A 19,525-nucleotide genomic window follows, 5' to 3' on the forward strand; every position below is an offset into this window, starting at 1 on the left:
GGCCTTGAACAAAGACGACATGATCCTGATCAGCGTCGACGACCACATCGTCGAGCCGCCCGACATGTTCAAGAACCATCTGCCGACGCGCTACCTCGACGAGGCGCCGCGGTTGGTGCACAACCCCGACGGCTCGGACACCTGGCAGTTCCGCGACGTCGTGATCCCCAATGTGGCGCTGAACGCGGTGGCCGGCCGGCCCAAGGAGGAGTACGGACTCGAGCCGCAGGGTCTCGACGAGATCCGGCCGGGCTGTTACCAGGTCGACGAGCGCGTCAAGGACATGAACGCGGGCGGCATCCTGGGCTCGGTCTGCTTCCCCTCCTTCCCCGGCTTCGCCGGCCGGTTGTTCGCCACCGATGATCCCGAGTTCTCGCTGGCGCTGCTGCAGGCCTACAACGACTGGCACATCGAGGACTGGTGCGGGGCATACCCGGCCCGGTTCATCCCGATGGCGTTGCCGGTGATCTGGGACGCCCAGGCCTGTGCCGATGAGGTGCGCCGGGTGTCCAAGAAGGGTGTGCACGCGCTGACGTTCACCGAGAACCCGGCCGCGATGGGGTATCCCAGTTTCCACGACGAGTATTGGAATCCGTTGTGGCAGGCGCTGTGTGACACCAACACCGTGATGAATGTGCATATCGGGTCCTCGGGGCGGTTGGCGATCACCTCGCCCGACGCGCCGATGGACGTGATGATCACGCTGCAGCCGATGAACATCGTGCAGGCCGCCGCGGATCTGCTGTGGTCCAAGCCGATCAAGCAGTACCCCGATCTCAAGGTCGCGTTGTCCGAGGGGGGCACCGGGTGGATCCCGTACTTCCTTGAGCGTGCGGACCGCACCTATGAGATGCATTCGACGTGGACGGGCCAGGACTTCGGCGGCAAGCTGCCCTCTGAGGTATTCCGGGAGCACTTCCTGACGTGCTTCATCTCTGATCCGGTCGGGGTCAAGCTGCGCAACCAGATCGGCATCGACAACATCTGCTGGGAGGCCGACTACCCGCACAGCGACTCGATGTGGCCGGGCGCACCCGAGCAGCTGCACGAGGTGCTCACCGAGAACGACGTGCCCGACGACGAGATCAACAAGATGACCTACCAGAACGCCATGCGCTGGTACTCGTTTGACCCGTTCAGCCACATCCCCAGAGAACAGGCCACCGTCGGCGCGCTGCGCAAAGCCGCCGAAGGCCACGACGTCTCCATCCAGGCCCTCAGCCACCGCGAGAAGTCCGGCGCCACCTTCGCCCAATTCGCGGCGAATGCCAAGACGTTGACGGGTAACCAGGACTGAGGTCGAGTCACAGACCAGTGCGCCCGTGCGTGAACGGTCCGTCCGCACCGGCGCACCGTGACTCTGTTCCCGACTGTTAGCCGGCAAGTCGCCCTGGCGAGAGGATCAAGAGGAGATGTGGTTGTGCCCGGCGGGATGAGTTTCGAGCTGACCGACGATCAGGAACTGATCCGTAAGTCCGTCGCCGAGCTCGCGCGCAGGTTCGACGACCACTACTGGATGCAGAAGGACCAGGCGCACGAATTCCCGCAGGAGTTCTACGACGCCATCGCCAACGGCGGCTGGCTCGGCATGACGATCCCGGAGCAGTACGGTGGCCACGGTCTGGGCATCACCGAGGCCACCATCCTGCTGGAGGAGATCGCCCGGTCCGGCGGCGCGATGAACGCCGCCAGCGCCATCCACCTCTCGATCTTCGGAATGCAGCCCGTGGTCAAGCACGGCTCCGACGAACTCAAGGCCCGTACGCTGCCCCGGATCGTCAACGGCGACCTGCACGTGTGCTTCGGTGTCACCGAACCCGGTGCCGGGCTGGACACCTCCCGGATCACCACGTTCGCCAGGCGCGACGGCGACGAGTACGTCGTGAACGGCCGCAAGGTCTGGATCTCCAAGGCGCAGGAGTCCGAGAAGATCCTCCTGCTGACCCGGACCACGCCGTACGACGAGGTCACCAAGAAGACGGACGGCATGACGCTGTTCCTCACCGATCTCGATCCCGGGCATGTCGACATCCGGCCGATCAGCAAGATGGGCCGAAACGCGGTCAGCTCCAACGAGGTGTTCATTGACGGCCTGCGGGTGCCGGTGGCCGACCGTGTCGGCGAGGAGGGCAGGGGTTTTCAGTACATCCTCGACGGCCTCAACCCGGAACGGATGCTCATCGCCGCCGAGGCGCTGGGCATCGGCAGGGTCGCGCTCGACAAGGCGGTCAAGTACGGCAACGAGCGGCACGTGTTCAACCGGCCGATCGGCATGAACCAGGGCCTGCAGTTCCCGCTCGCGGATTCGCTGGCGCGCCTCGACGCGGCCGAGCTGGTACTGCGCAAGGCAACGTGGCTCTATGACAACGGCAAACCCTGTGGGCGCGAGGCGAACACGGCGAAATACCTGTGCGCCGACGCCGGTTTCGCCGCCGCCGACCGTGCGCTGCAGACACACGGCGGGATGGGCTACGCCGAGGAATACAACGTGTCGCGGTACTTCCGCGAGTCGCGGCTGATGAAGATCGCTCCGATCAGCCAGGAGATGATCCTGAACTACCTGGGGTCACACGTCCTGGGCTTGCCGAGGAGTTACTGATGACCGACAACAACCCGCTGTTCGACCTCACCGGGCGCTCGGCGCTGGTCACCGGCGCCGCCGGCGGTATCGGCTCCGCGGTCGCGCAGGCGCTGGCCGACGCCGGCGCGGCCGTGCTGGTGACCGACATCGACAAGGACGCCGCCGCGGCGGCGGCGGATCGGATCAGCGCCGGCGGGGGCCGGGCCGACAGTGCCGCGCTCGATGTGGCCGACCGCGCGTCCGCGGATGCCGCCGTGGCGCAGGCGGCCGCGCTCACCGACGGCGTCCTCAACATTCTGGTCAACAACGCCGGTGTGACGGCGCCGGCCATGTTCGCCGACATCTCCGAGGAGAACTTCCGTCGGCTGATCGATGTGCACCTGATGGGAGCGTTCCATTGCTCGCAGGCCGCGCTGCGGTTCATGCCGACGGACGGCACCGGCCGGATCATCAACGTCACGTCGTCGGCGGGCATCACCGGCACGCTCGGCCAGGTCAACTACTCGGCCGCCAAGGCCGCCATCATCGGCTTCACCAAGTCGCTGGCGCGTGAGCTGGCCCGCAAGAACATCCTCGTCAATGCGCTCGCGCCGCTGGCGGCCACCCCCATGACCGAGACGATCCGCACCAACGAGAAGTTCGCCGCCACGATGCTGGCGCGAATCCCGCTGCGGCGGTGGGCGCAACCGGAGGAGATCGCCGGCGCGTTCGTCTTCCTCGCCTGCGACGCGTCTTCCTACATCACGGGCCAGGTGCTGCCGGTGGACGGCGGCATGGTGATGTGATGCCCGCGACCGCGGCATCGCAGGGACCGCTGGCCGGAGTCACGGTGGTGGCCCTGGAGCAGGCCGTGTCGGCGCCGATGTGCACCCGCACGCTGGCGGACTTCGGCGCGCGGGTCATCAAGGTGGAGAACCCGGACGGTGGGGACTTCGCACGCCACTACGACGATGTCGTCAACGGCCTTGCGGCGCACTTTGTTTGGGTCAACCGGGGTAAGGAGTCCGTGACGCTCGACCTGAAGTCGCCCGCCGGCATCGACATCCTGCACCGGTTGCTCGACCGTGCCGACGTGTTGGTCTCCAATCTCGCACCCGGCTCCACCGCCCGGCTCGGGGTGTCGCCCGCGGACGTGGCGGTGCGGCATCCCGGCGTCATCGCGGCCGAGATCGACGGGTACGGCGCGGGCGGCCCGCTGTCCCACAAACGCGCCTACGACCTTCTCGTGCAGGCCGAATCGGGGACGTGCGCCGTCACCGGCAATCCCGGCGCGCCGGCCAAGCCGGGGCCGCCGGTGGCCGACGTCAGCTCCGGGCTCTACGCCGCTGTGTCCATCCTCGCGCTGCTGTGCGCGAAGGATCGCGCTGCGGCTCCCGCGGTTACCGTGAGCCTGTTCGACACGATGACCGAAGTGATGGGCTACCAACTCAACTACACCCGGCACTCCGGGATCGACCAGCAGCCGCTGGGCATGAGCTCGCCGGCCGTGGCCCCGTATGGTGCCTATCCCACCGCCGACGGGCAGACCGTGGTACTGGGCACCACCAACGACCGCGAATGGCAGCGACTGGCCCGAGACATCCTGCAGCGCACCGACTTGGCCGACGACGAGCGGTTCCGGACCAACCCAGGACGGGTCGCGCACCGCGACATCCTCGACGAGGCGATCGCGACCTGGTGCGCACAGCACGACCTGGCGCATGTCCAGAAGACCGCGGATGCCGCCGGTATCGGCAACGCGCGCTACAACACGCCGAGCGAAGTGCTGGTGCACCCTCAGCTGTCCGCGCGCGACCGGTGGCGACAGATCGATACGCCCAACGGCCCGATCCCCGCGCTGCTGCCACCGCCGGTCATCTCCGGATACGAACCCCCGATGGGCGCCGTTCCCGGCCTGGGGCAGCACACCGACTCGGTCCTCGCCGATTTGGGCTTCGGCGACGACGAGATTGCCGCGCTGCGCGAGCGGGGCACGATAGGACCTGCCTACTCCAGCGCGCGGCCTGACAGGACAGGAGAAACCCGAGATGCGTGAAACCGTGATCGTCGAGGCGGTCCGCACCGCCGTGGGCAAGCGCAACGGTGGATTGTCCGGCATGCACGCGGCCGACCTGTCCGCCGTCGTGCTCAATGAGCTGCTGGAGCGGGCCGGCCTCGAGCCCGAGGTCGTCGACGACGTGGTGTGGGGGTGCGTCTCCCAGGTCGGGGACCAGTCCTCCAACATCGGCCGCTACTCGGTGCTGGCCGCGGGATGGCCCGAGAGCATCCCCGCGACGACGGTCAACCGCGCGTGCGGATCGAGCCAGCAGGCGCTGGACTTCGCCGTGCAGGGGGTGATGTCCGGCCAGCAGGACATTGTGGTGGCGGGCGGTGTCGAGGTGATGAGCCGGGTGCCGCTGGGCGCCGCGCGGGCCACCGGCATGCCGTACGGGCCGAAAGTCCTCGAGCGCTATGACGATTTCTCGTTCAACCAGGGCATCTCGGCTGAGCTGATCGCTCAGAAGTGGGGTTTCTCGCGCACCCGCCTCGACGAGTATTCCGCGACATCGCACGAGCGTGCCGCCGCGGCCCAGGACGCAGGCGCCTTCGATGCCCAGATCGTGCCGGTGTTCACCGGCGACGGAGCGGTGGTGACGGCGGACGAGGGGGTGCGGCGCGGGACCACGGTCGAAAAACTCGCCGGGCTCAAGCCCGCGTTCACCGACGACGGCGTGATCCACGCAGGCAATTCGTCGCAGCTCTCCGACGGCGCGGCCGCGCTGTTGGTGATGACCGCCGAGAACGCGCTCCAGCTGGGGTTGACGCCGATCGTGCGCTACCGCGCCGGCGCGGTCACCGGGGCGAATCCGGTCCTGATGCTCACCGGCCCGATACCGGCCACCGAGAAGGTTCTTCACAAGGCCGGCGTCGGCTTGGACGAGGTCGGGGTTTTCGAGGTCAACGAGGCGTTCGCGCCGGTGCCGCTGGCCTGGCTTGCCGATACCGGCGCCGACGAGAAGAAGCTCAATCCGCTCGGTGGTGCGATCGCGCTCGGTCATCCACTCGGCGCTTCGGGGGCGGTCCTGATGACTCGCATGGTTCATCACATGCGGGACAACGGGATTCGCTACGGACTGCAGACCATGTGCGAGGGCGGAGGGACGGCCAACGCCACGCTGGTCGAGCTCGTCTCGTAAGACCGGCACGATCGGGGAGACCCGGTGCGCCGAGACCGGCTGTACACGGATGCCCGGGTGGCCCGGATCTACGCGGGCACCAGCGAGGTGATGAAGATGATCATCGCCAAGTCGCTCGGCTTGTGACCTCCGCGCCGGGGGACCGCCCGCTCGGGGAGAGCCGAGCGACCCGGTCGAGAAATTTTCTCACTGAGACCCTTGTCACAGCCGCCCCAACCAACCTACTGTGTGTTCACTAGGTTGGTTGAACGGAGGAGTTCGGTGTCCGCCCCACGGCCCTACGCCACACTTCTTGCCAAGGGCGAGGACCGCAGGCAACGGATTCTGGCGGTCGCGGAGCGCCTGCTCGCACGCAACGGATGGCGCAACACCTCACTGGCCCAGATCGCCAAAGAGGCCGGGGTGACCCCGGCCGGGCTGCTGCATCATTTCGAGTCCAAGGAGCAGCTTCTCAACGCCGTGCTCGACGCCCGTGACGCCGACGACGACGCCCACGCGGACACCTCCGGCGACCTGGTTACCGAGATCAGGCGGGTGGCCGAGAGGTTCGAGAGGGCACCCGAACTGGTGGGGACGTTCACCGTGCTGCTGGTGGAGAACATCCTGCCCGACGCTCCGCTGCACGACCGTCTCCTCACGAGGTATCGCGGCGCGGTGGACATCGTGGCCGAACTCCTCCGCAGGGGTCGGCACGCCGGAAAATACCGCGCGGACTTGGATGCGGCCGAAAAAGCCGTGGAGATCATCGCCTTTGTAACCGGAATGGAGACCACATGGTTGCTCGATCCATCGATACCGCTGGCCGAGGTGTTCAAGGGGTACACCGAATCCCTGGCTCGCGACCTCGAGCCCCCGAGCAGGATATGAGGTATCGGCTCGACGTCGTCGCCCCGAGCGTGCCGGAGGCTGTCGTGTTCGCCGGCGGTTGGCTTTTCGACCGGGTGATGGCCGGGTGGGATGTCACGGTTCTCGTCGCCGACGGCTCCGACGATCGGCCGCTGCAGATCCTCGGGGTCGAGACGCTCGACCTCGAGCACGCGCTGGCGTCGTGGGGACGTCGCCCCCGGCCGCAGAGCCTGGCGGTCGCGACTGATCTCTTCGATCGTGACTCGCGGGTCCGGTTCGGTGTGCGCAGGGCCCTCGACCACGGCGCCACGGAAGTGACGCTCTGGGGGAAGAGGTGGCCGGCGGAGCTGACCAAGAGCATCGACTCGGTGCAGCACCGGCTGAGCGCGGCCGCGCGGGCGTTCAAGGCGCAGGCGCTGGCCGCGGCGGCTGTGCGTGACGTGGCGGTCGAGCCCACTGAGACGTTCCGCAGCGGGTCGATGAGGCGTTCATCGGTGGCTGCCGATCTGACCCCCGCCGGCTAGCTCCGCCCTCGAAGAAGCGCCGGCGACGTCGACCAGAACCTTTCCGATGGCCTTACCGTCGGCGACGTGGCGTAGCGCGCGTGCGGTTTCGGCCAGTGGGAACGTCGCGCCGATGTGCGGCGCGACGCGGCCCGTGGCGAGAAGCTCCCGAAGCTCCGCCTCGTTGCGTGTGAATTCCGCCGGTGCGACGTCCTGGAAACCGAAGCCCAGAACCTGCACGCCCTTGACGAGCACGAGGTTGAGCGGGATGCGGGGGATCACGCCCGAGGCGTAGCCGACCGTGACGAAGCGGCCGCCGCGACGCAGCGCTCGCAGCGCCGGCTCGGACAGGTCCCCGCCGACCGGGTCGATGACGGCGTCGGCTCCGCCGGGAATCGTGCGGCGAAGCGCGGCCCGGATATCGCCCGACCGATGGTTGACGAGGTGACGCGCGCCGTAAGAGTGTGCGACGGCGAGTTTTTCGTCTGATGAGGCGACCGCGGTGACGGCGGCGCCCAGCTGCACGGCGAGCTGCACGGCGGCCAGGCCGACCCCGCCGCCGGCGCCGAGCACGACCAGTTCGTCGCCCGCCTGCACTCGCGCCACCGATCGCAGGGTGTGGTACGCGGTGCGGTAGGCGACACCGAAAGCGGCAGCGGTGCGCAGGTCGATGCCGGTGGGTATGCGGCTGAGGCTGTCGGCGGGCACCACCACCTCTTCGGCGAAGGCACCGTACAGGCCGGTACCGGTGACGCGGTCACCGACACCGAAATCGGTTCCGGCTTCGCTGATTTCGTCGATGACACCCGCGAATTCACTGCCGGGGATGAACGGCGGCGGCACGCTGATCTGGTATTTGTCGGCGATCAGCAGCACGTCGGGATAGTTCACGGCGGCCGTGTCGACGCGGACCCGGACCTGGCCGGAAGCCGGTGTCGGCACCGGGCATTCTTGGACGCGGACAACCTCCGGGGGCCCGTAGGACGGGCAGACTGCGGCGCGCACGTCTCAGGCGCGGTAGTCGCTGGTTTCGGCAAGCTCGGCAGCCGAGGCCATCAGCTCCCCGACGATCGGCCCGAACGCCAGCAGCTTCTCGTCGTCGCCGGCGCGCTGGAATCCGCGTTCGAGAACGATCGCCAGCTTCCATTTGGCCAGGACCAGGTAGTAGTCGAGGTCGTCGACCTGCCGACCCGAAACCTTCCCGTAGTGCTCGACCAGCTGCGAGCGGGATGGCATCCCTTGTAGATCAACGTAACTCGCGGTGGCGGCCTCCGGCGCGTCGGTGTCCTCCGGCCAGCCCTGAACCATCCAGCCCAGGTCGAGCTTGGGGTCGCCGACGGTGCCCATCTCCCAGTCGACGATGGCGGCGAGGCGAGCGGGCGCCCCGTCGCGGTACATCACGTTGGCGAACTGGTAGTCGCCGTGCATCAGGCCGGGGATGAAATCGATCGGGCGATGCGTACGCAGCCACTTCGTGGCGGTTTCCATGCCCTCCAGTTCCCGGCCTTTGATCCCGTCGAAAAAGCTTGTCCAGCGGTCGACTTGGCGCTCGTGGAATCCCTCGGGGCGGCCCAGGTCGGCCAGGCCCTTGGCCTGCCAGTCCACCTTCGACAACAGTGCGATGCCCTCGGCCAGCTGATAGGCGAGCCCGGCGCGGGCGTCGAGGTCGGTGTCGAAGGGGGCGGGCCAGCCCTTTCGGCCCATCGGGGACCAGCCGTCGACAAACCCCATCAGATAGAAGGTGCGGCCGAGCACCGACGAGTCCGCGCACACGGCCACCGCCGGGGTATGCGGCACTTCGGTGCCGTCGAGCGCCTCGATGATCCGCCATTCGCGCAAGATCCCCGCGTCCCGGTCCGGCGGGGCGGTGGCCGGCGGGATGCGGATCACGCAACGTTGCTCGCCGCGCCGTATCTCGTAGATCTCGTTCTGGCTGCCTCCGGAGAGAAACCGAACCTCGATGGGTGCGCCCGTGCCGGGCAGGCCGGCGGCGTCCATCCAGTCGCCCAGTCGGGCGGTGTCGATCACAGGTTCCCCACTTCGTGGTCGAGGTATTCGGCGAACTTCGCCCTGGCCGCCTCTTGTTTTCTCGGGATCCACTCGCTGGGCCACGTGTCGTCGCTGGGCTTGTAGTCGCGCAGCACCTGCCGGGCCACCGTGGTCTTGTGTACCTCGGTCGGGCCGTCGGCGAGTCCCAGGGCCGCGGCGCCGTGAATCATCCCCATGAACGGCATCTCGTTGCTGACCCCGAGCGCGCCGTGCACTTGCATTGCCCGCCAGGCGATGTCGTGCAGGACGGTGGGCAGCACCACTTTGACCGCCGCGATGTCCTTGCGGACCTTCTTGTAGTCGTTGTACTTGTCGATCTCCCAGGCGGTGTAGAGCACGAACAACCGGAACTGGGCCAGTTGCGCGTACGAGTCGGCGATGTAGCCCTGCACGAACTGCTTGTCCGAGAGGCGGCCACCGGCGGTCTGGCGGGAGAGCGCACGCTCGCACATCATGTCCAGGGCCTTGGCGGCGAGACCGATCGTGCGCATCGCGTGGTGGATGCGCCCGCCACCCAGGCGGGTCTGGGCGATCACGAAGGCCTGCCCTTCGCCACCGAGGAGCGCCTCGGCCGGCACCCGGACGTTGTCGTAGTGAATGAGCGCGTGCGAGCCCTCGTTGAGGCGCTCGCCGGCGAGGCCGACGTTGCGGACGATCTCGACGCCGGGCGTGCCGGTGGGCACGAGGAACATCGACATCCCTTGATAGGGACTCACATCGGGGTTGGTCACCACCATCACGATGAGAAACGAGGCCGTCCTCGCGTTGGACGAGAAGTACTTCCAGCCGTTGATGACCCAGTCGTGGCCGTCGCGCACCGCCAGGGTCGAGAATCGGGTCGGATCGGCGCCGCCCTGCGGTTCGGTCATCGAATAACTCGAGAACATCTCGCCGTCCAGCAACGGGCGCAGATAGCGCTCCTTCTGTTCGGGCGTTCCGTAGTGGGCGATGATCTCGGCGTTGCCGGTGTCGGGCGCCTGGCAGCCGAACACGATCGGCGCCCACTGCGACCGCCCGAGGATCTCGTTGAGCAGCGCCAGCTTGAGCTGCCCGAAGCCCTGCCCACCCAGCTCCGGGCCCAGATGGGTGGCCCACAATCCCTTGCGCCGCACCTGTTCCTTGAGCGGGTCGATCGCCTTGCGCCGCGTCTCGTTCAACGGCACGAACTGCTCGTGCGGCCAGGCCAGATCCAGCGGCTCCACCTCCTCGCGCACAAACCCATCCGCCCACTCCAACAGCGAGTGGTACTGCGGGTCGGTTTCGAAGTCCCATGCCATTAGGCCTCCTTTTGGGTGTAACCGGCGACGACGGCGGCGATGTCGTCCCCCACGACGTCGGCGAACGAGCGGTCCCCGAACGAACCGGCTGCCCAGTGTCGGGCCCCCTCGCTGACGAGCGTTCCGGCCACGTAGGCCAGGTGCTCCACGTCGATGTGGGCTGCCAACTTGCCGTCTCGCTGCGCTCTTGCGAAGAGCTCGGTGAACATTGCCACGTCCTCATCGGCCGACTCTTCTCCGGCGAGTATCCGGTGTTCGTGGCGGTATCCCTCGAGGATCGTTTGGATGATCAGCTCGGGCGGGTTGCGTGCCATCGAACGCTCGAGGCTCGCCAACGCGGCGGCGATCACCGACGCCACGTCGTACTGCTTGTCCAGCAGCGCACGCGCGGTGCGTTGCGCCGAAAGGGTCGACAGCACGCCGACTTCGAACAGCACGTCCTCTTTGCGGGGAAAGTAGAAGTAGAACAGCGCCTTGGAGACGCCCGCGGCCGTGCAGATGTCGGCGACCGTCGTGTTCGCATATCCGTTTGTGCGCCACAGCGCCATTGCCGCCTGTACGAGGATGCGCTTGGTCTCGCGCGATCGCGCCTGCTGGTAAGACGCTCGACGCTGACTGCGGTCAGCAGTTGTCGTCCTACCGTTGTTCGGCATAGCCGCACTATAGCAACCATATTTACCGCATAGAAGAGTTGACCATGGTCTAAATAATCGATACTGTCGCGCCATGCCGCCGTTTCCCGGCCCGGTCCGCCAGATCGGCTATGTCGTCGAGGACTTCGACCGGTGGGTGGCGTCGTGGCTCGCGGCGGGCGTCGGCCCTTTCTACGTGATGCGGGGTCTGACCCAACGGGTGCTCTACCGCGGCCGCCCGTGCCGGGTGACGCTGTCGCTCGGCCTGGCCAACACCGGCGATATGCAGGTGGAAGTGATTCAGCAGGAGGACTCCGCACCCTCCGTCTACTCCGAGTTCTTGGCGTCCGGGCGCGAGGGCTTTCACCAGCTTGCCTGGTGGGGCACCGATTTCGACTCCGCGTTGCGTAACGCCGAGGCTGCCGGATGGCCGGTCGTGTGGTTGGGAGGTCAGGCGGAGGGGGTGCGCTACGCATACGTCGAGCCGTCGGGTGGGGCGGCGACGATCTACGAGATCATGGAACTCACCGACATCTCGTCGGCCTTCAACAAGCTCATTCGGGACGCCGCCGAGGGCTGGGACGGCACCGACCCGATCCGTACCGTCGGATGACGGACGAGGACATCGACTTCGTCGTCGACACCAACCTCAAAGCCACCATCTACACCGGCGCGCCCACGCCGCGCAATCGAGCGAGTTCGGCCCTGAGCCGGCCGATTTGGTGATCTTGCGCGGCGATCGTCTGGCACGCGGTGCCGAGTCGGCGTTCACGATCGGCGAGCTGGATTTCGGCCCCTTGGCGGCGCTGCTCAGACTCGCGTAATGCGCGGCGCAGTTCATCGATTTGTGCGCCGGGCGTGAGTGCCATCATGGCGCCATCACCTCCTTGACCTTGAGCATTACTTGCTCCTACTGCCGTAATGCATCGCGGCCATGGGCCGAACCTATGCGCCGGCCCTGAAGTTGCTATGAGACGTGCAGCTGCTCGCTGCCCCCTGCTCAACTCGACGACACGACAGTTGTGACCGCAGCGAAGCCGGGGGTCATGATGCCGGCACCGGCATCCCATTCCAGTTGGCAAGGGTCCAGCCATCGCTTGGGTTTCCCGTCACCACGACACGCGCCGTGTTGGGCAGCGGATCGTTCGCCAGCGACATATCGGGATTTTTCACGTTCATTAGGACCCAGAACATGATGGCTTCTCCGTGGGAGAACGCGACGGGGTTCGTCTCACCGCTGTCGTAGATGGCTTTGACCGCGTCATCGAAACGCGACTCGAATTCGTCGCCGGTGACTGATCCCGGGATGCGCGCGGCTCGGTCGCCGCGCAGCCACGCCCGCGGTGCCGGGTACTGCGGCGCATTCGCCTCGGGTAGTCCTTCGTTCTGGCCCGCTTCGATTTCCCGCAGACCGGGCAATACCGCGACGGGCTCGCCGAGTGCTTGCGAAAGCGGCGCAGCCGTCTCTTGTGTGCGGACCATCGTCGATGCGTAAATCCCGTCATACCGGTTGGTGCTCAACTGACTGGCCACAGCAAGAGCCTGTCCATAACCCGCGGCGGTGATGTCGGGGCCCGGCACGGAGGTGTCGATGACCCCCGCCGCGTTGGCGCCGGACTGCGCATGGCGGACGAAGGTCAAGACGATGGTGTGATGGTCGGCGGCGTGCGCGGCGGGGGAGGCGTCTAGCGGCGCGACGACGAACGTGACAGCCGCCAGCACCGCGCCAACTAACCGCGCGCGCCTTCCCATCAGATCACCAATCTACCCGGGCTGCGGCCCGCAACAAGCGTTTCCAACAAGGTCGCCCGCGTCCGCATCCGCACTGTCATGACCGCCGAAACGGCCATTGATAGCGCAGAGGCTGACTGTTGTTGCCACCGCGCATCACGGCATGCGCGCTGCGCTTGCCCGCCGGACACGCCTGCGCGGCGAGACCGATCGGGATCAATGTGGTTCGTCCTGCCGAAACGCGGCTTCGGTGCCAGGTTGGTCAGACCACCCGGCACGGAATTGTGCTACACTGTAGCACATAGAATCGATCGGCGTGCGGGAACTTCGACAAAATGCGAGCCACTACTTGTCGCGAGTGGCAGCGGGGGAACTGATCGAGATCACCGATCGCGGTCGCCCCGTCGCACGGTTGGTGCCGATCACGGATGATCCGTGGCTGGACTTGATCCACGCCGGCGAAGTGGTCCCGGCCACCGGACAAGCCAACCCACGCCAGTTCAAACCGCGCGACTACGGCTTCAGCGGTTCCGCCGCGCTCGCGCGCCTGCGCTCCGATGAGCGCTGACACGATGCGGCTCTACCTTCATACCTCCGCGCTGGTGAAACTTGTAGTTGCGGAAGCTGAATCGGCCGCCTTGAGTGCCTATCTGCAGCGTTTCGCCCAAGACCTTCTGTTTACGGCGGCGCTGGCCAGGACGGAGCTTGTGCGGGCGGTTGCAGAGGGCGGCCAACCCGCGCTGATTGAGGCTCGCGCCCTGCTGGACAGCATCGACACGGTGACGTTGAGCCGCGGCCTGCTCGATGACGCCGGCATGCTCGCGCCGCGGCAGCTTCGCACCCTCGACGCGATCCACCTCGCAGCCGCGCAGCGCGCCGGGCGCTCCCTGCGCGCGGTCATCACCTATGACGCCCGCATGGCCCAGGCGGCAACCGACCTGGGGATGACAACTGGCAGTCCGGCATAACCATCATCAGCAATCGCAGAACCACGGCGCTCATACGACGTGCAGTCCGTAGAGACGGACGTATGTTTCCGCGGCGGCGATCCCGGCGAGCCAGATGACAAGACCGGCCACGACATGACTCAGGCTGCGCGCGGCCGGCCCCAAAGCCGGTCCCAACACCGCGGGCAGGTCGTGCCAGAGGAAGGTGCGAGGCGCTCCATAGATCGGATCGGCCAGATAGAACAGCCCATACGGCAACGCGAGATGAGCCAGCCAGCCTAATGTCCGGCGCAGGTCGGCGCGCTGGCGCCAGCGACGCACCAAGGGCTCGTAGGACACCGGAAAAACGACCGACACCAGGTTTCCCACTCCCAGCCACGACAGGATCGGCAACGCGACATCGGGGATGGTCACCCACAACCGAGCGGCCGGCTCGGTGGCGAGAGTCAGCACCACGGCCGCGATCAGCGTGGGCAGCCCCACGATCACCAGCAGCGCGGTGTTCTTGGCGAGCAATATGCGCCACAACGGTGCGCCGTCACGCAGGGCCTTCACAACGCGGACGTTGTCCACACCGAGGACATTGGTCGTGGTGACGTCGGCCAGGATGAATGACGAAAAGTAGGTGCCGACCAAAACCACCCAGTCGCGGTGCCTCTCGGCGTGCAGCGGTTGCACCAGGAGCCACGCCAAAGACAGGGCCAGGTTCACCGCCACTCCGGAAAGCCACGCCCGCGGAGGGGTGAACGCCCACCGGATTTCGGCGCCCACTGCCGCCCATACGCCGCCCTGGCGCAACTCCTCCGCAGCGCTGACCGCCGCCGATGGACGTGGCAGCGACGAGCGCACGACCCGTCTCAGCGCGGCTCGCGCGGTGACCGACGGACGGAAATGCATTGACAACACCCGCTACCCGGCTCCGCATGGCAGATGCACATGGATGCCCACCTGGGTACCCCACCCAGCCAACTTCCAACCGCCGTTTGAGCGACCATTGCGGGGCCACCGGCCCGTGTGGGTGTGATCATCTAACTTGGCCCCGTTTCGCGTAAGGATCGCGCCGATATGAAATCAGCACCGGCTGACCCCAGAGGGGTCTAGCGTTGATGCCGCTGTGAGCAAAGGGAGCTGGCGATGACCGTTACCGAAGACAAACTCAACGCATTTCTCGGCAAGGCGGTCGGGGACCTCGGCGCCTCGGTGAGCGCGGTGCTGATGTTGATCGGCGACGAGCTCGGTCTGTATACGGCGCTCGCCGGGCACCGCTTGTCAGCCGAGGAGCTGGCGCAGAAAACCGGCACGAACGCCCGCTACATTCGCGAGTGGCTGGCGAACCAGGCCGCCGGCGGTTACGTCGAATACGACGAAACCAGCGACATGTATTACTTGAACGGGGAACAGGCGCTGTGCCTCGCCGACCCGAACGGTCCTGTCGATCTGCCCGGCGCCTACCAGATCGTCCAAGACCTGTTCTACGTACGCGAGGATGCGGTCAAAAATTTCCGCAGCGGCGACGGCATGGAATGGGGCGAGCATCATCGGTGCCTGTTCTACGGCACCGAGCGATTCTTCAGGGCCGGCTACAACGCGAATCTGGTGTCGTCGTGGCTGCCCGCACTCGACGGCGCCATCGATAAGCTCGCCGCCGGCGGCCGGGCGGCCGATGTCGGCTGTGGGCACGGCGCGAGCACAATCCTTATGGCGCAGGCATTTCCGAATTCGCAGTTCGTCGGCATCGACTACCACGGCCCGTCGATCGAAACCGCACGCGAGCGCGCGGCGAAAGCGGGTGTCGACAACGCGAGCTTCGAGCTGGCCGACGCTACGTCCTACCGCGGCGATGACTATGACCTCATCGCGTTCTTCGACTGCTTGCATGATATGGCCGACCCCTCCGGCGCGGCTCGCCACGCAAGACAGGCACTGAAACCCGATGGCCACTGCCTGCTCGTCGAGCCGTTCGCGCGCGACAGCATCACGGAGAACTTGAATCCGGTGGGCCGGCTGTATTACGGCGCGTCATCGCTGATTTGTGTTCCGGTGTCGCTGGCGCGGCACGGACCGGCGCTGGGCGCGCAAGCCGGGGAGCGGCGGTTGAGGAAAGTGATGGTCGACGATGGTGGGTTCACGCGGTTCCGGTGCGCGACGCAGACACCGTTCAACCTGATTTTTGAGGCGCGGCCCTGACAGCTATCAGTAAAGTGCGTTGCGCAGGTTCTCCTCACGAGTAACGCTCCTCCAGTTCGGCCGAGCTGAAGCCGCGTCGTAGGGGTATGTGCCGCTTTGACCTCGTGCGCGATCTCCTCACGCGAGCGCATCGGCCCGTTCGGGTCGATCCATGTGAAGCTCATGTGACCTGACCCCGTTCCGGTCGCCAGCAAAGGATCGGCCAGCATCGCTGAGAGCTCATGGGGGCGCGGTTGCTGCTGGTGGTGATGGTGCTGGCGGCGCGGTGCTTTGCGATGATCCAAGGCTGGCCGTCCGCGACTGGATCGAGCAGGTCCACCAACGGCGCTGGCGGCCACACGGCCATCGGTATGATCGGCCGGTCGAGTTGGAAGACCCATTCACTCAGACGGCACAAGCCGCCTGACCCTGTGTCCACCAAACGGGGTCAAGCCCAGTCGGGATCACCCCCGACGCGGTCGACGCTGATCAACCACATCCAATGCAGACGCGTGGCTCCCGGTTTCGACCGTCAGCGGCCTCGCTCACTTGGCAATTCGATCCCTGGCGAGGTCGTGGAGCTGCTGTCCACCCGCCGTTGGGTCACGATCGCCCAACTGGTTTCCCTCAGCCCCCGCGAGGGAAACTCCGAAGTTGTCCGCCCAGACCTGGAGGGCTTCGCGGCGCCGATCGTCGTCGAGGTCGTCGCGAAGGCCGTGAAATCTTGTCCTGACCCGGGCGTAGACGGTGAAGACGAGGTCCTCGGCGCTCGCCGTGGCCCGGACAAGCTTGACTCGGCCGTCCTCGGGAGAGGGCAGGCGGCGGACGTGGCCGAGTCGTTCCAGATCCCCAAGCAACCGGGACACAAGCCCGGCCGGAACGTCCAGCCGAGTCGCGAGTTCGCCGACAGTCCTGCTCCTCGTGGGCGCGCCCATGAGCTGCACGAGAGCTTGAAAGGCCAGTGGATCCAGCCCGATTCGGCGGGCCTCGTTGTCGATTATCCGGAATGCACGGCGCATCAGGTACCGTGCGTCGGCGACCGCGCCGAGTTGGGCGTCGGTGAACTCAGGTGCCACGCTTATGCCCCCCGACGCGGCGGAACGGCCATTGCTCGGGTGGTCGGGCGATGAGCTCGGGGGGCTGGGTTGTTTTGTGCGCCATGGCGTTCTCCTTCCTCAGATGTCCGATCGGCGGGCGGTCGTCAGTCGATACGACAGTCGAACAGGAAACACCCGCCGCCATATTTACTTCACTTAAGTACGGTACCTGAATGATATAAATATGGCCAGCGCGAGCGAGGCCCCGCCGTATCCCGGCATCCCGGTCGCCGCCGTGCTCATGGCCGCCAACGTCCAAGAGCGAATTATGGGTCTCGGTTACCGATCTGCGGGTTGGCTGTCGGGCCGGTCACTTCCGTGAGCGCGAGAGTGAGATTCACGCCACACGCGTCGACGGAACCGCTACTGGCCGGTAACCTACGCTTACGTAGGTTACCGAACGGTAGCCTTGGCCGGGAGGATTGACGTGGGCGAACTCCAGTATCTCGATCTGCACGGCGACCGCGTTGCCTACCGAGAGAGGGGCCAGGGCCCCGCACTGCTGTTGATCCACGGGATGGCCGCCAGCTCGCACACCTGGCGAGCGGTGCTGCCCCAGCTGTCGACACGCCACCGCGTAATCGCGCCGGACCTTCTCGGCCACGGTCAATCAGCCAAGCCGCGCGGCGACTACTCCCTCGGCGCCATCGCGGTGTGGCTGCGTGACCTGCTTGATGAACTGGGCGTCAGCCGGGTGACGCTGGTCGGCCATTCCCTCGGCGGCGGGATTGGCATGCAGTTCGCGCATCAGCACCCCGACTACTGTGAGCGACTTGTCCTCATCGGCAGCGGCGGTCTCGGACCCGAAGTGGGCTGGACCCTGCGACTCCTGTCCGCACCCGGCGCCGAATTCGTGCTCCCCGTCATCGCGCCACCGCCTGCCGTCGCCCTGGGCAACAGGTTGCAAATGTGGCTGGCGGCGGTGGGAATTCACAGTGCGGTGGCCGGCGAGACGTGGTCCGCCTACGCGTCGCTGTCGGATCGCCAAACCCGCGATGCGTTCCTGCGCACCCTGCGTTCAGTGGTTGATCATCGGGGCCAGGCGGTCAGCGCCTTCAACCGGCTGCATTTCGCGTCCGGCCTGCCCATTTTGCTCATCTGGGGAGACGAGGACCCGATCATTCCGGTCAGCCATGCACGGGCCGCTCACGAGGCGTTGCCAGACAGTCGATTGGTGATACTGCCCGGCGTCGGGCACTACCCGCACCTCGAGGCTGCGGCGACCGTGACCGACAACCTCGACGACTTCATCACAGCAACGCCACCATGGCTGTGGCGGCGGAAGCCATCGGTTACCAGAGACCAGCTTCGGTGCTGAGGCACTGGGACAGCGCAAAGAGTCGCCGGGTGGTGCGAAGCCTCACCGCTGGCGAACACCAAATGCCGTGGAATCACGCTTTGCAACACAGGATGTAAGACAACGGTGCGGCCTCGGCCCCTGGGCTCGTCCCGGGCGCGCTCATCGTGCTGCTTGTTGCGCCGGTGACTCGACCTGCGGCGACTCCGTGGCTTGTTCCCCGCTTTGGTGCAGCCACACGAAGTCGTGGATTCCGGCTAGTTGCAGCAGGATCCGGTCCCGTATCGGCCATGCCCTCATCGCGTCGGGCCCGGAGATGACCTCGGGCCGCTCCAGGTGGTAGGTGCGTCCTTTCCAGGCGAGCGTGCATGTCCCGGCGGCCATCACGTTTCGGTACCAGTCGGTCTGGGTGCCATAACCCAACGGCAACAGCAAACCGTCACCGTAGGTATGCGTGCCTAACGACGTCTGGTAGGTGCGCCCGCTGCGGCGACCCACGTGGGTCAGAAGCCCCCATGATGACCGCTGAGTTCCCGAGATGTTGCGGGTCATGTCGTTGTACCTCTTCAAAAACCTCTTGAACGGGCCACGCCTGAGCAGCAGGTCCCGGTTTCGCCTGAAGATCCTCGGTAACAACACCAGCCATGTCAGGACCACGCCGCCAAGTGCGAGCACGGCGACAAGAATGATGTTGGCCCGCTTAGCCCGCCGTTGCCCGCCAAATCGCTTATCGATCCCCATGAGTACCTCCTTCACCTCTAGCTCATACCGGGCACCCAGTGGTGCACCAGGGACGAAAGTCATCGCTGCCGCGGGCATCTGGCAGTGAAACCTGCTTACGTCCCAGAGGTTTCAGGCTTGCCCACAGTGCGCGGTAGGTGGCGATCAGAGCGCCGCCGGCAACGCGGTGGGCGAAGTCGGCCAACGCCGTGTTCACCGTTTCGACGAGCGTGTCCCGATCCGCGTGGATTGTCGGTGACGATCCACGGTGACCTTTAGGCTAAGCTTGGACAGGGTCGAGGCGGAACACCGCGGAGCGTCACGCAAGCGCCTCGAACTCCTCGGGGCGGCGTCCTTGACGAGACCGAACCTCTTCATGAAGGTGACGCCGGTCGGCACTTCCGTCGGGAACGCGCGCAGCACCGGTCGGGCGTCCTCGCTCGAAAGCTCCACCATCCGCACCCGCTCGGTATGACGCCCGTGTTGCAGGGTGGCCTCACCGG

21 protein-coding genes and 2 pseudogenes are annotated in these 19,525 nt (G+C 66.4%); 13 read left to right on the forward strand and 10 right to left on the reverse strand.

Annotated features, from left to right (window positions below):
- The first annotated feature begins 4 nt into the window (after positions 1-4).
- The 8 genes and pseudogenes from VKG81_RS13950 to VKG81_RS13985 all read left to right on the forward strand — a co-directional run bounded on the left by VKG81_RS13950 (position 5) and on the right by VKG81_RS13985 (position 7,127).
- Positions 5-1,297, forward strand: a complete 1,293-nt coding sequence (locus VKG81_RS13950) for an amidohydrolase family protein (protein ID WP_324396884.1) — start codon at positions 5-7, stop codon at positions 1,295-1,297.
- Positions 1,298-1,432: 135 nt separating this feature from the next.
- Complete coding sequence (locus tag VKG81_RS13955; RefSeq protein WP_324396886.1) at positions 1,433-2,599, forward strand: acyl-CoA dehydrogenase family protein; 1,167 nt, start codon at positions 1,433-1,435, stop codon at positions 2,597-2,599.
- Positions 2,599-3,366, forward strand: coding sequence for an SDR family NAD(P)-dependent oxidoreductase (locus VKG81_RS13960; RefSeq protein ID WP_324396847.1), 768 nt, complete (start codon positions 2,599-2,601; stop codon positions 3,364-3,366). Before VKG81_RS13955 ends, VKG81_RS13960 begins: the two co-directional genes overlap by 1 nt.
- Positions 3,366-4,616 (forward strand): CaiB/BaiF CoA-transferase family protein, encoded by a 1,251-nt coding sequence (locus VKG81_RS13965; RefSeq protein ID WP_324396849.1) that lies wholly within the window; start codon positions 3,366-3,368, stop codon positions 4,614-4,616. The genes VKG81_RS13960 and VKG81_RS13965 overlap by 1 nt, the downstream gene beginning before the upstream one ends.
- Complete coding sequence (locus VKG81_RS13970; protein WP_324396851.1) at positions 4,609-5,757, forward strand: thiolase family protein; 1,149 nt, start codon at positions 4,609-4,611, stop codon at positions 5,755-5,757. Before VKG81_RS13965 ends, VKG81_RS13970 begins: the two co-directional genes overlap by 8 nt.
- Positions 5,758-5,793: 36 nt before the next feature.
- Positions 5,794-5,883, forward strand: a pseudogene (locus VKG81_RS13975) (acyl-CoA dehydrogenase family protein); the annotation flags it as partial.
- A 135-nt stretch (positions 5,884-6,018) separates the two neighbouring features.
- Entirely contained in the window at positions 6,019-6,624 is a 606-nt protein-coding gene (locus tag VKG81_RS13980) for a TetR/AcrR family transcriptional regulator (RefSeq protein WP_324396854.1), read from the forward strand.
- Positions 6,621-7,127: a hypothetical protein gene (locus tag VKG81_RS13985; protein WP_324396856.1), complete on the forward strand. Its 507-nt coding sequence runs from the start codon at positions 6,621-6,623 to the stop codon at positions 7,125-7,127. The genes VKG81_RS13980 and VKG81_RS13985 overlap by 4 nt, the downstream gene beginning before the upstream one ends.
- Here VKG81_RS13985 and VKG81_RS13990 read toward each other — a convergent pair.
- Genes VKG81_RS13990 through VKG81_RS14005 form a run of 4 tightly spaced genes read right to left on the reverse strand, consistent with a single transcriptional unit; the run spans position 7,092 to position 11,085 of the window.
- Positions 7,092-8,111 carry an NADPH:quinone oxidoreductase family protein gene (locus VKG81_RS13990; protein WP_324396858.1) on the reverse strand — a complete coding sequence of 340 codons (1,020 nt, stop codon included), beginning with the start codon at positions 8,109-8,111 and terminating at the stop codon, positions 7,092-7,094. The two genes, VKG81_RS13985 and VKG81_RS13990, sit on opposite strands and share 36 nt — an antisense overlap.
- Positions 8,112-8,114: 3 nt before the next feature.
- Positions 8,115-9,104, reverse strand: coding sequence for a phosphotransferase family protein (locus tag VKG81_RS13995; protein ID WP_324396888.1), 990 nt, complete (start codon positions 9,102-9,104; stop codon positions 8,115-8,117).
- 26 nt (positions 9,105-9,130) lie between these two features.
- On the reverse strand, positions 9,131-10,432 hold the full coding sequence (locus tag VKG81_RS14000) for an acyl-CoA dehydrogenase family protein (RefSeq protein ID WP_324396860.1): 1,302 nt from the start codon (positions 10,430-10,432) through the stop codon (positions 9,131-9,133).
- A complete protein-coding gene (locus VKG81_RS14005) occupies positions 10,432-11,085 on the reverse strand; it encodes a TetR/AcrR family transcriptional regulator (RefSeq protein ID WP_324396862.1) in 654 nt (217 codons plus the stop codon). Before VKG81_RS14005 ends, VKG81_RS14000 begins: the two co-directional genes overlap by 1 nt.
- Positions 11,086-11,158: 73 nt before the next feature.
- Between VKG81_RS14005 and VKG81_RS14010 the strand changes: the two genes are divergently transcribed.
- Positions 11,159-11,677, forward strand: a complete 519-nt coding sequence (locus VKG81_RS14010; RefSeq protein WP_324396864.1) for a VOC family protein — start codon at positions 11,159-11,161, stop codon at positions 11,675-11,677.
- Positions 11,678-11,726: 49 nt separating this feature from the next.
- Here the strand turns inward: VKG81_RS14010 and VKG81_RS14015 are convergent, their stop codons facing one another.
- Together VKG81_RS14015 and VKG81_RS14020 are read right to left on the reverse strand one after the other, a co-directional pair.
- On the reverse strand, positions 11,727-11,936 hold the full coding sequence (locus VKG81_RS14015; RefSeq protein ID WP_324396866.1) for a hypothetical protein: 210 nt from the start codon (positions 11,934-11,936) through the stop codon (positions 11,727-11,729).
- Between the two features lie 172 nt (positions 11,937-12,108).
- Positions 12,109-12,816, reverse strand: a complete 708-nt coding sequence (locus tag VKG81_RS14020; protein WP_414685274.1) for a histidine phosphatase family protein — start codon at positions 12,814-12,816, stop codon at positions 12,109-12,111.
- 289 nt (positions 12,817-13,105) lie between these two features.
- Here VKG81_RS14020 and VKG81_RS14025 point away from each other — a divergent pair, with 289 nt between their 5' ends.
- Positions 13,106-13,363, forward strand: a complete 258-nt coding sequence (locus tag VKG81_RS14025) for a type II toxin-antitoxin system Phd/YefM family antitoxin (RefSeq protein WP_414685275.1) — start codon at positions 13,106-13,108, stop codon at positions 13,361-13,363.
- Entirely contained in the window at positions 13,353-13,763 is a 411-nt protein-coding gene (locus VKG81_RS14030; protein WP_324396872.1) for a type II toxin-antitoxin system VapC family toxin, read from the forward strand. The genes VKG81_RS14025 and VKG81_RS14030 overlap by 11 nt, the downstream gene beginning before the upstream one ends.
- A gap of 30 nt (positions 13,764-13,793) precedes the next feature.
- On the opposite strand, the gene VKG81_RS14035 is transcribed toward VKG81_RS14030, so the two are convergent.
- Positions 13,794-14,639, reverse strand: coding sequence for a hypothetical protein (locus VKG81_RS14035; RefSeq protein ID WP_324396874.1), 846 nt, complete (start codon positions 14,637-14,639; stop codon positions 13,794-13,796).
- A gap of 303 nt (positions 14,640-14,942) precedes the next feature.
- On the opposite strand from VKG81_RS14035, the gene VKG81_RS14040 reads away from it, so the two are divergent.
- Positions 14,943-15,929: a class I SAM-dependent methyltransferase gene (locus VKG81_RS14040; RefSeq protein WP_324396876.1), complete on the forward strand. Its 987-nt coding sequence runs from the start codon at positions 14,943-14,945 to the stop codon at positions 15,927-15,929.
- A 524-nt stretch (positions 15,930-16,453) separates the two neighbouring features.
- On the opposite strand, the gene VKG81_RS14045 is transcribed toward VKG81_RS14040, so the two are convergent.
- Entirely contained in the window at positions 16,454-16,984 is a 531-nt protein-coding gene (locus VKG81_RS14045) for a MarR family winged helix-turn-helix transcriptional regulator (RefSeq protein ID WP_324396878.1), read from the reverse strand.
- Between the two features lie 448 nt (positions 16,985-17,432).
- Here VKG81_RS14045 and VKG81_RS14050 point away from each other — a divergent pair, with 448 nt between their 5' ends.
- Positions 17,433-18,323, forward strand: a complete 891-nt coding sequence (locus VKG81_RS14050) for an alpha/beta fold hydrolase (RefSeq protein ID WP_324396880.1) — start codon at positions 17,433-17,435, stop codon at positions 18,321-18,323.
- Positions 18,324-18,464: 141 nt separating this feature from the next.
- Here the strand turns inward: VKG81_RS14050 and VKG81_RS14055 are convergent, their stop codons facing one another.
- On the reverse strand, positions 18,465-19,043 hold the full coding sequence (locus VKG81_RS14055; protein WP_324396882.1) for a nitroreductase family deazaflavin-dependent oxidoreductase: 579 nt from the start codon (positions 19,041-19,043) through the stop codon (positions 18,465-18,467).
- 298 nt (positions 19,044-19,341) lie between these two features.
- A pseudogene (locus VKG81_RS14060) lies at positions 19,342-19,525 on the reverse strand (deazaflavin-dependent nitroreductase); the annotation flags it as partial.

Origin of the sequence: Mycobacterium sp., assembly GCF_035314905.1 — a bacterium.
Classification (GTDB): Bacteria; Actinomycetota; Actinomycetes; order Mycobacteriales; family Mycobacteriaceae; genus Mycobacterium.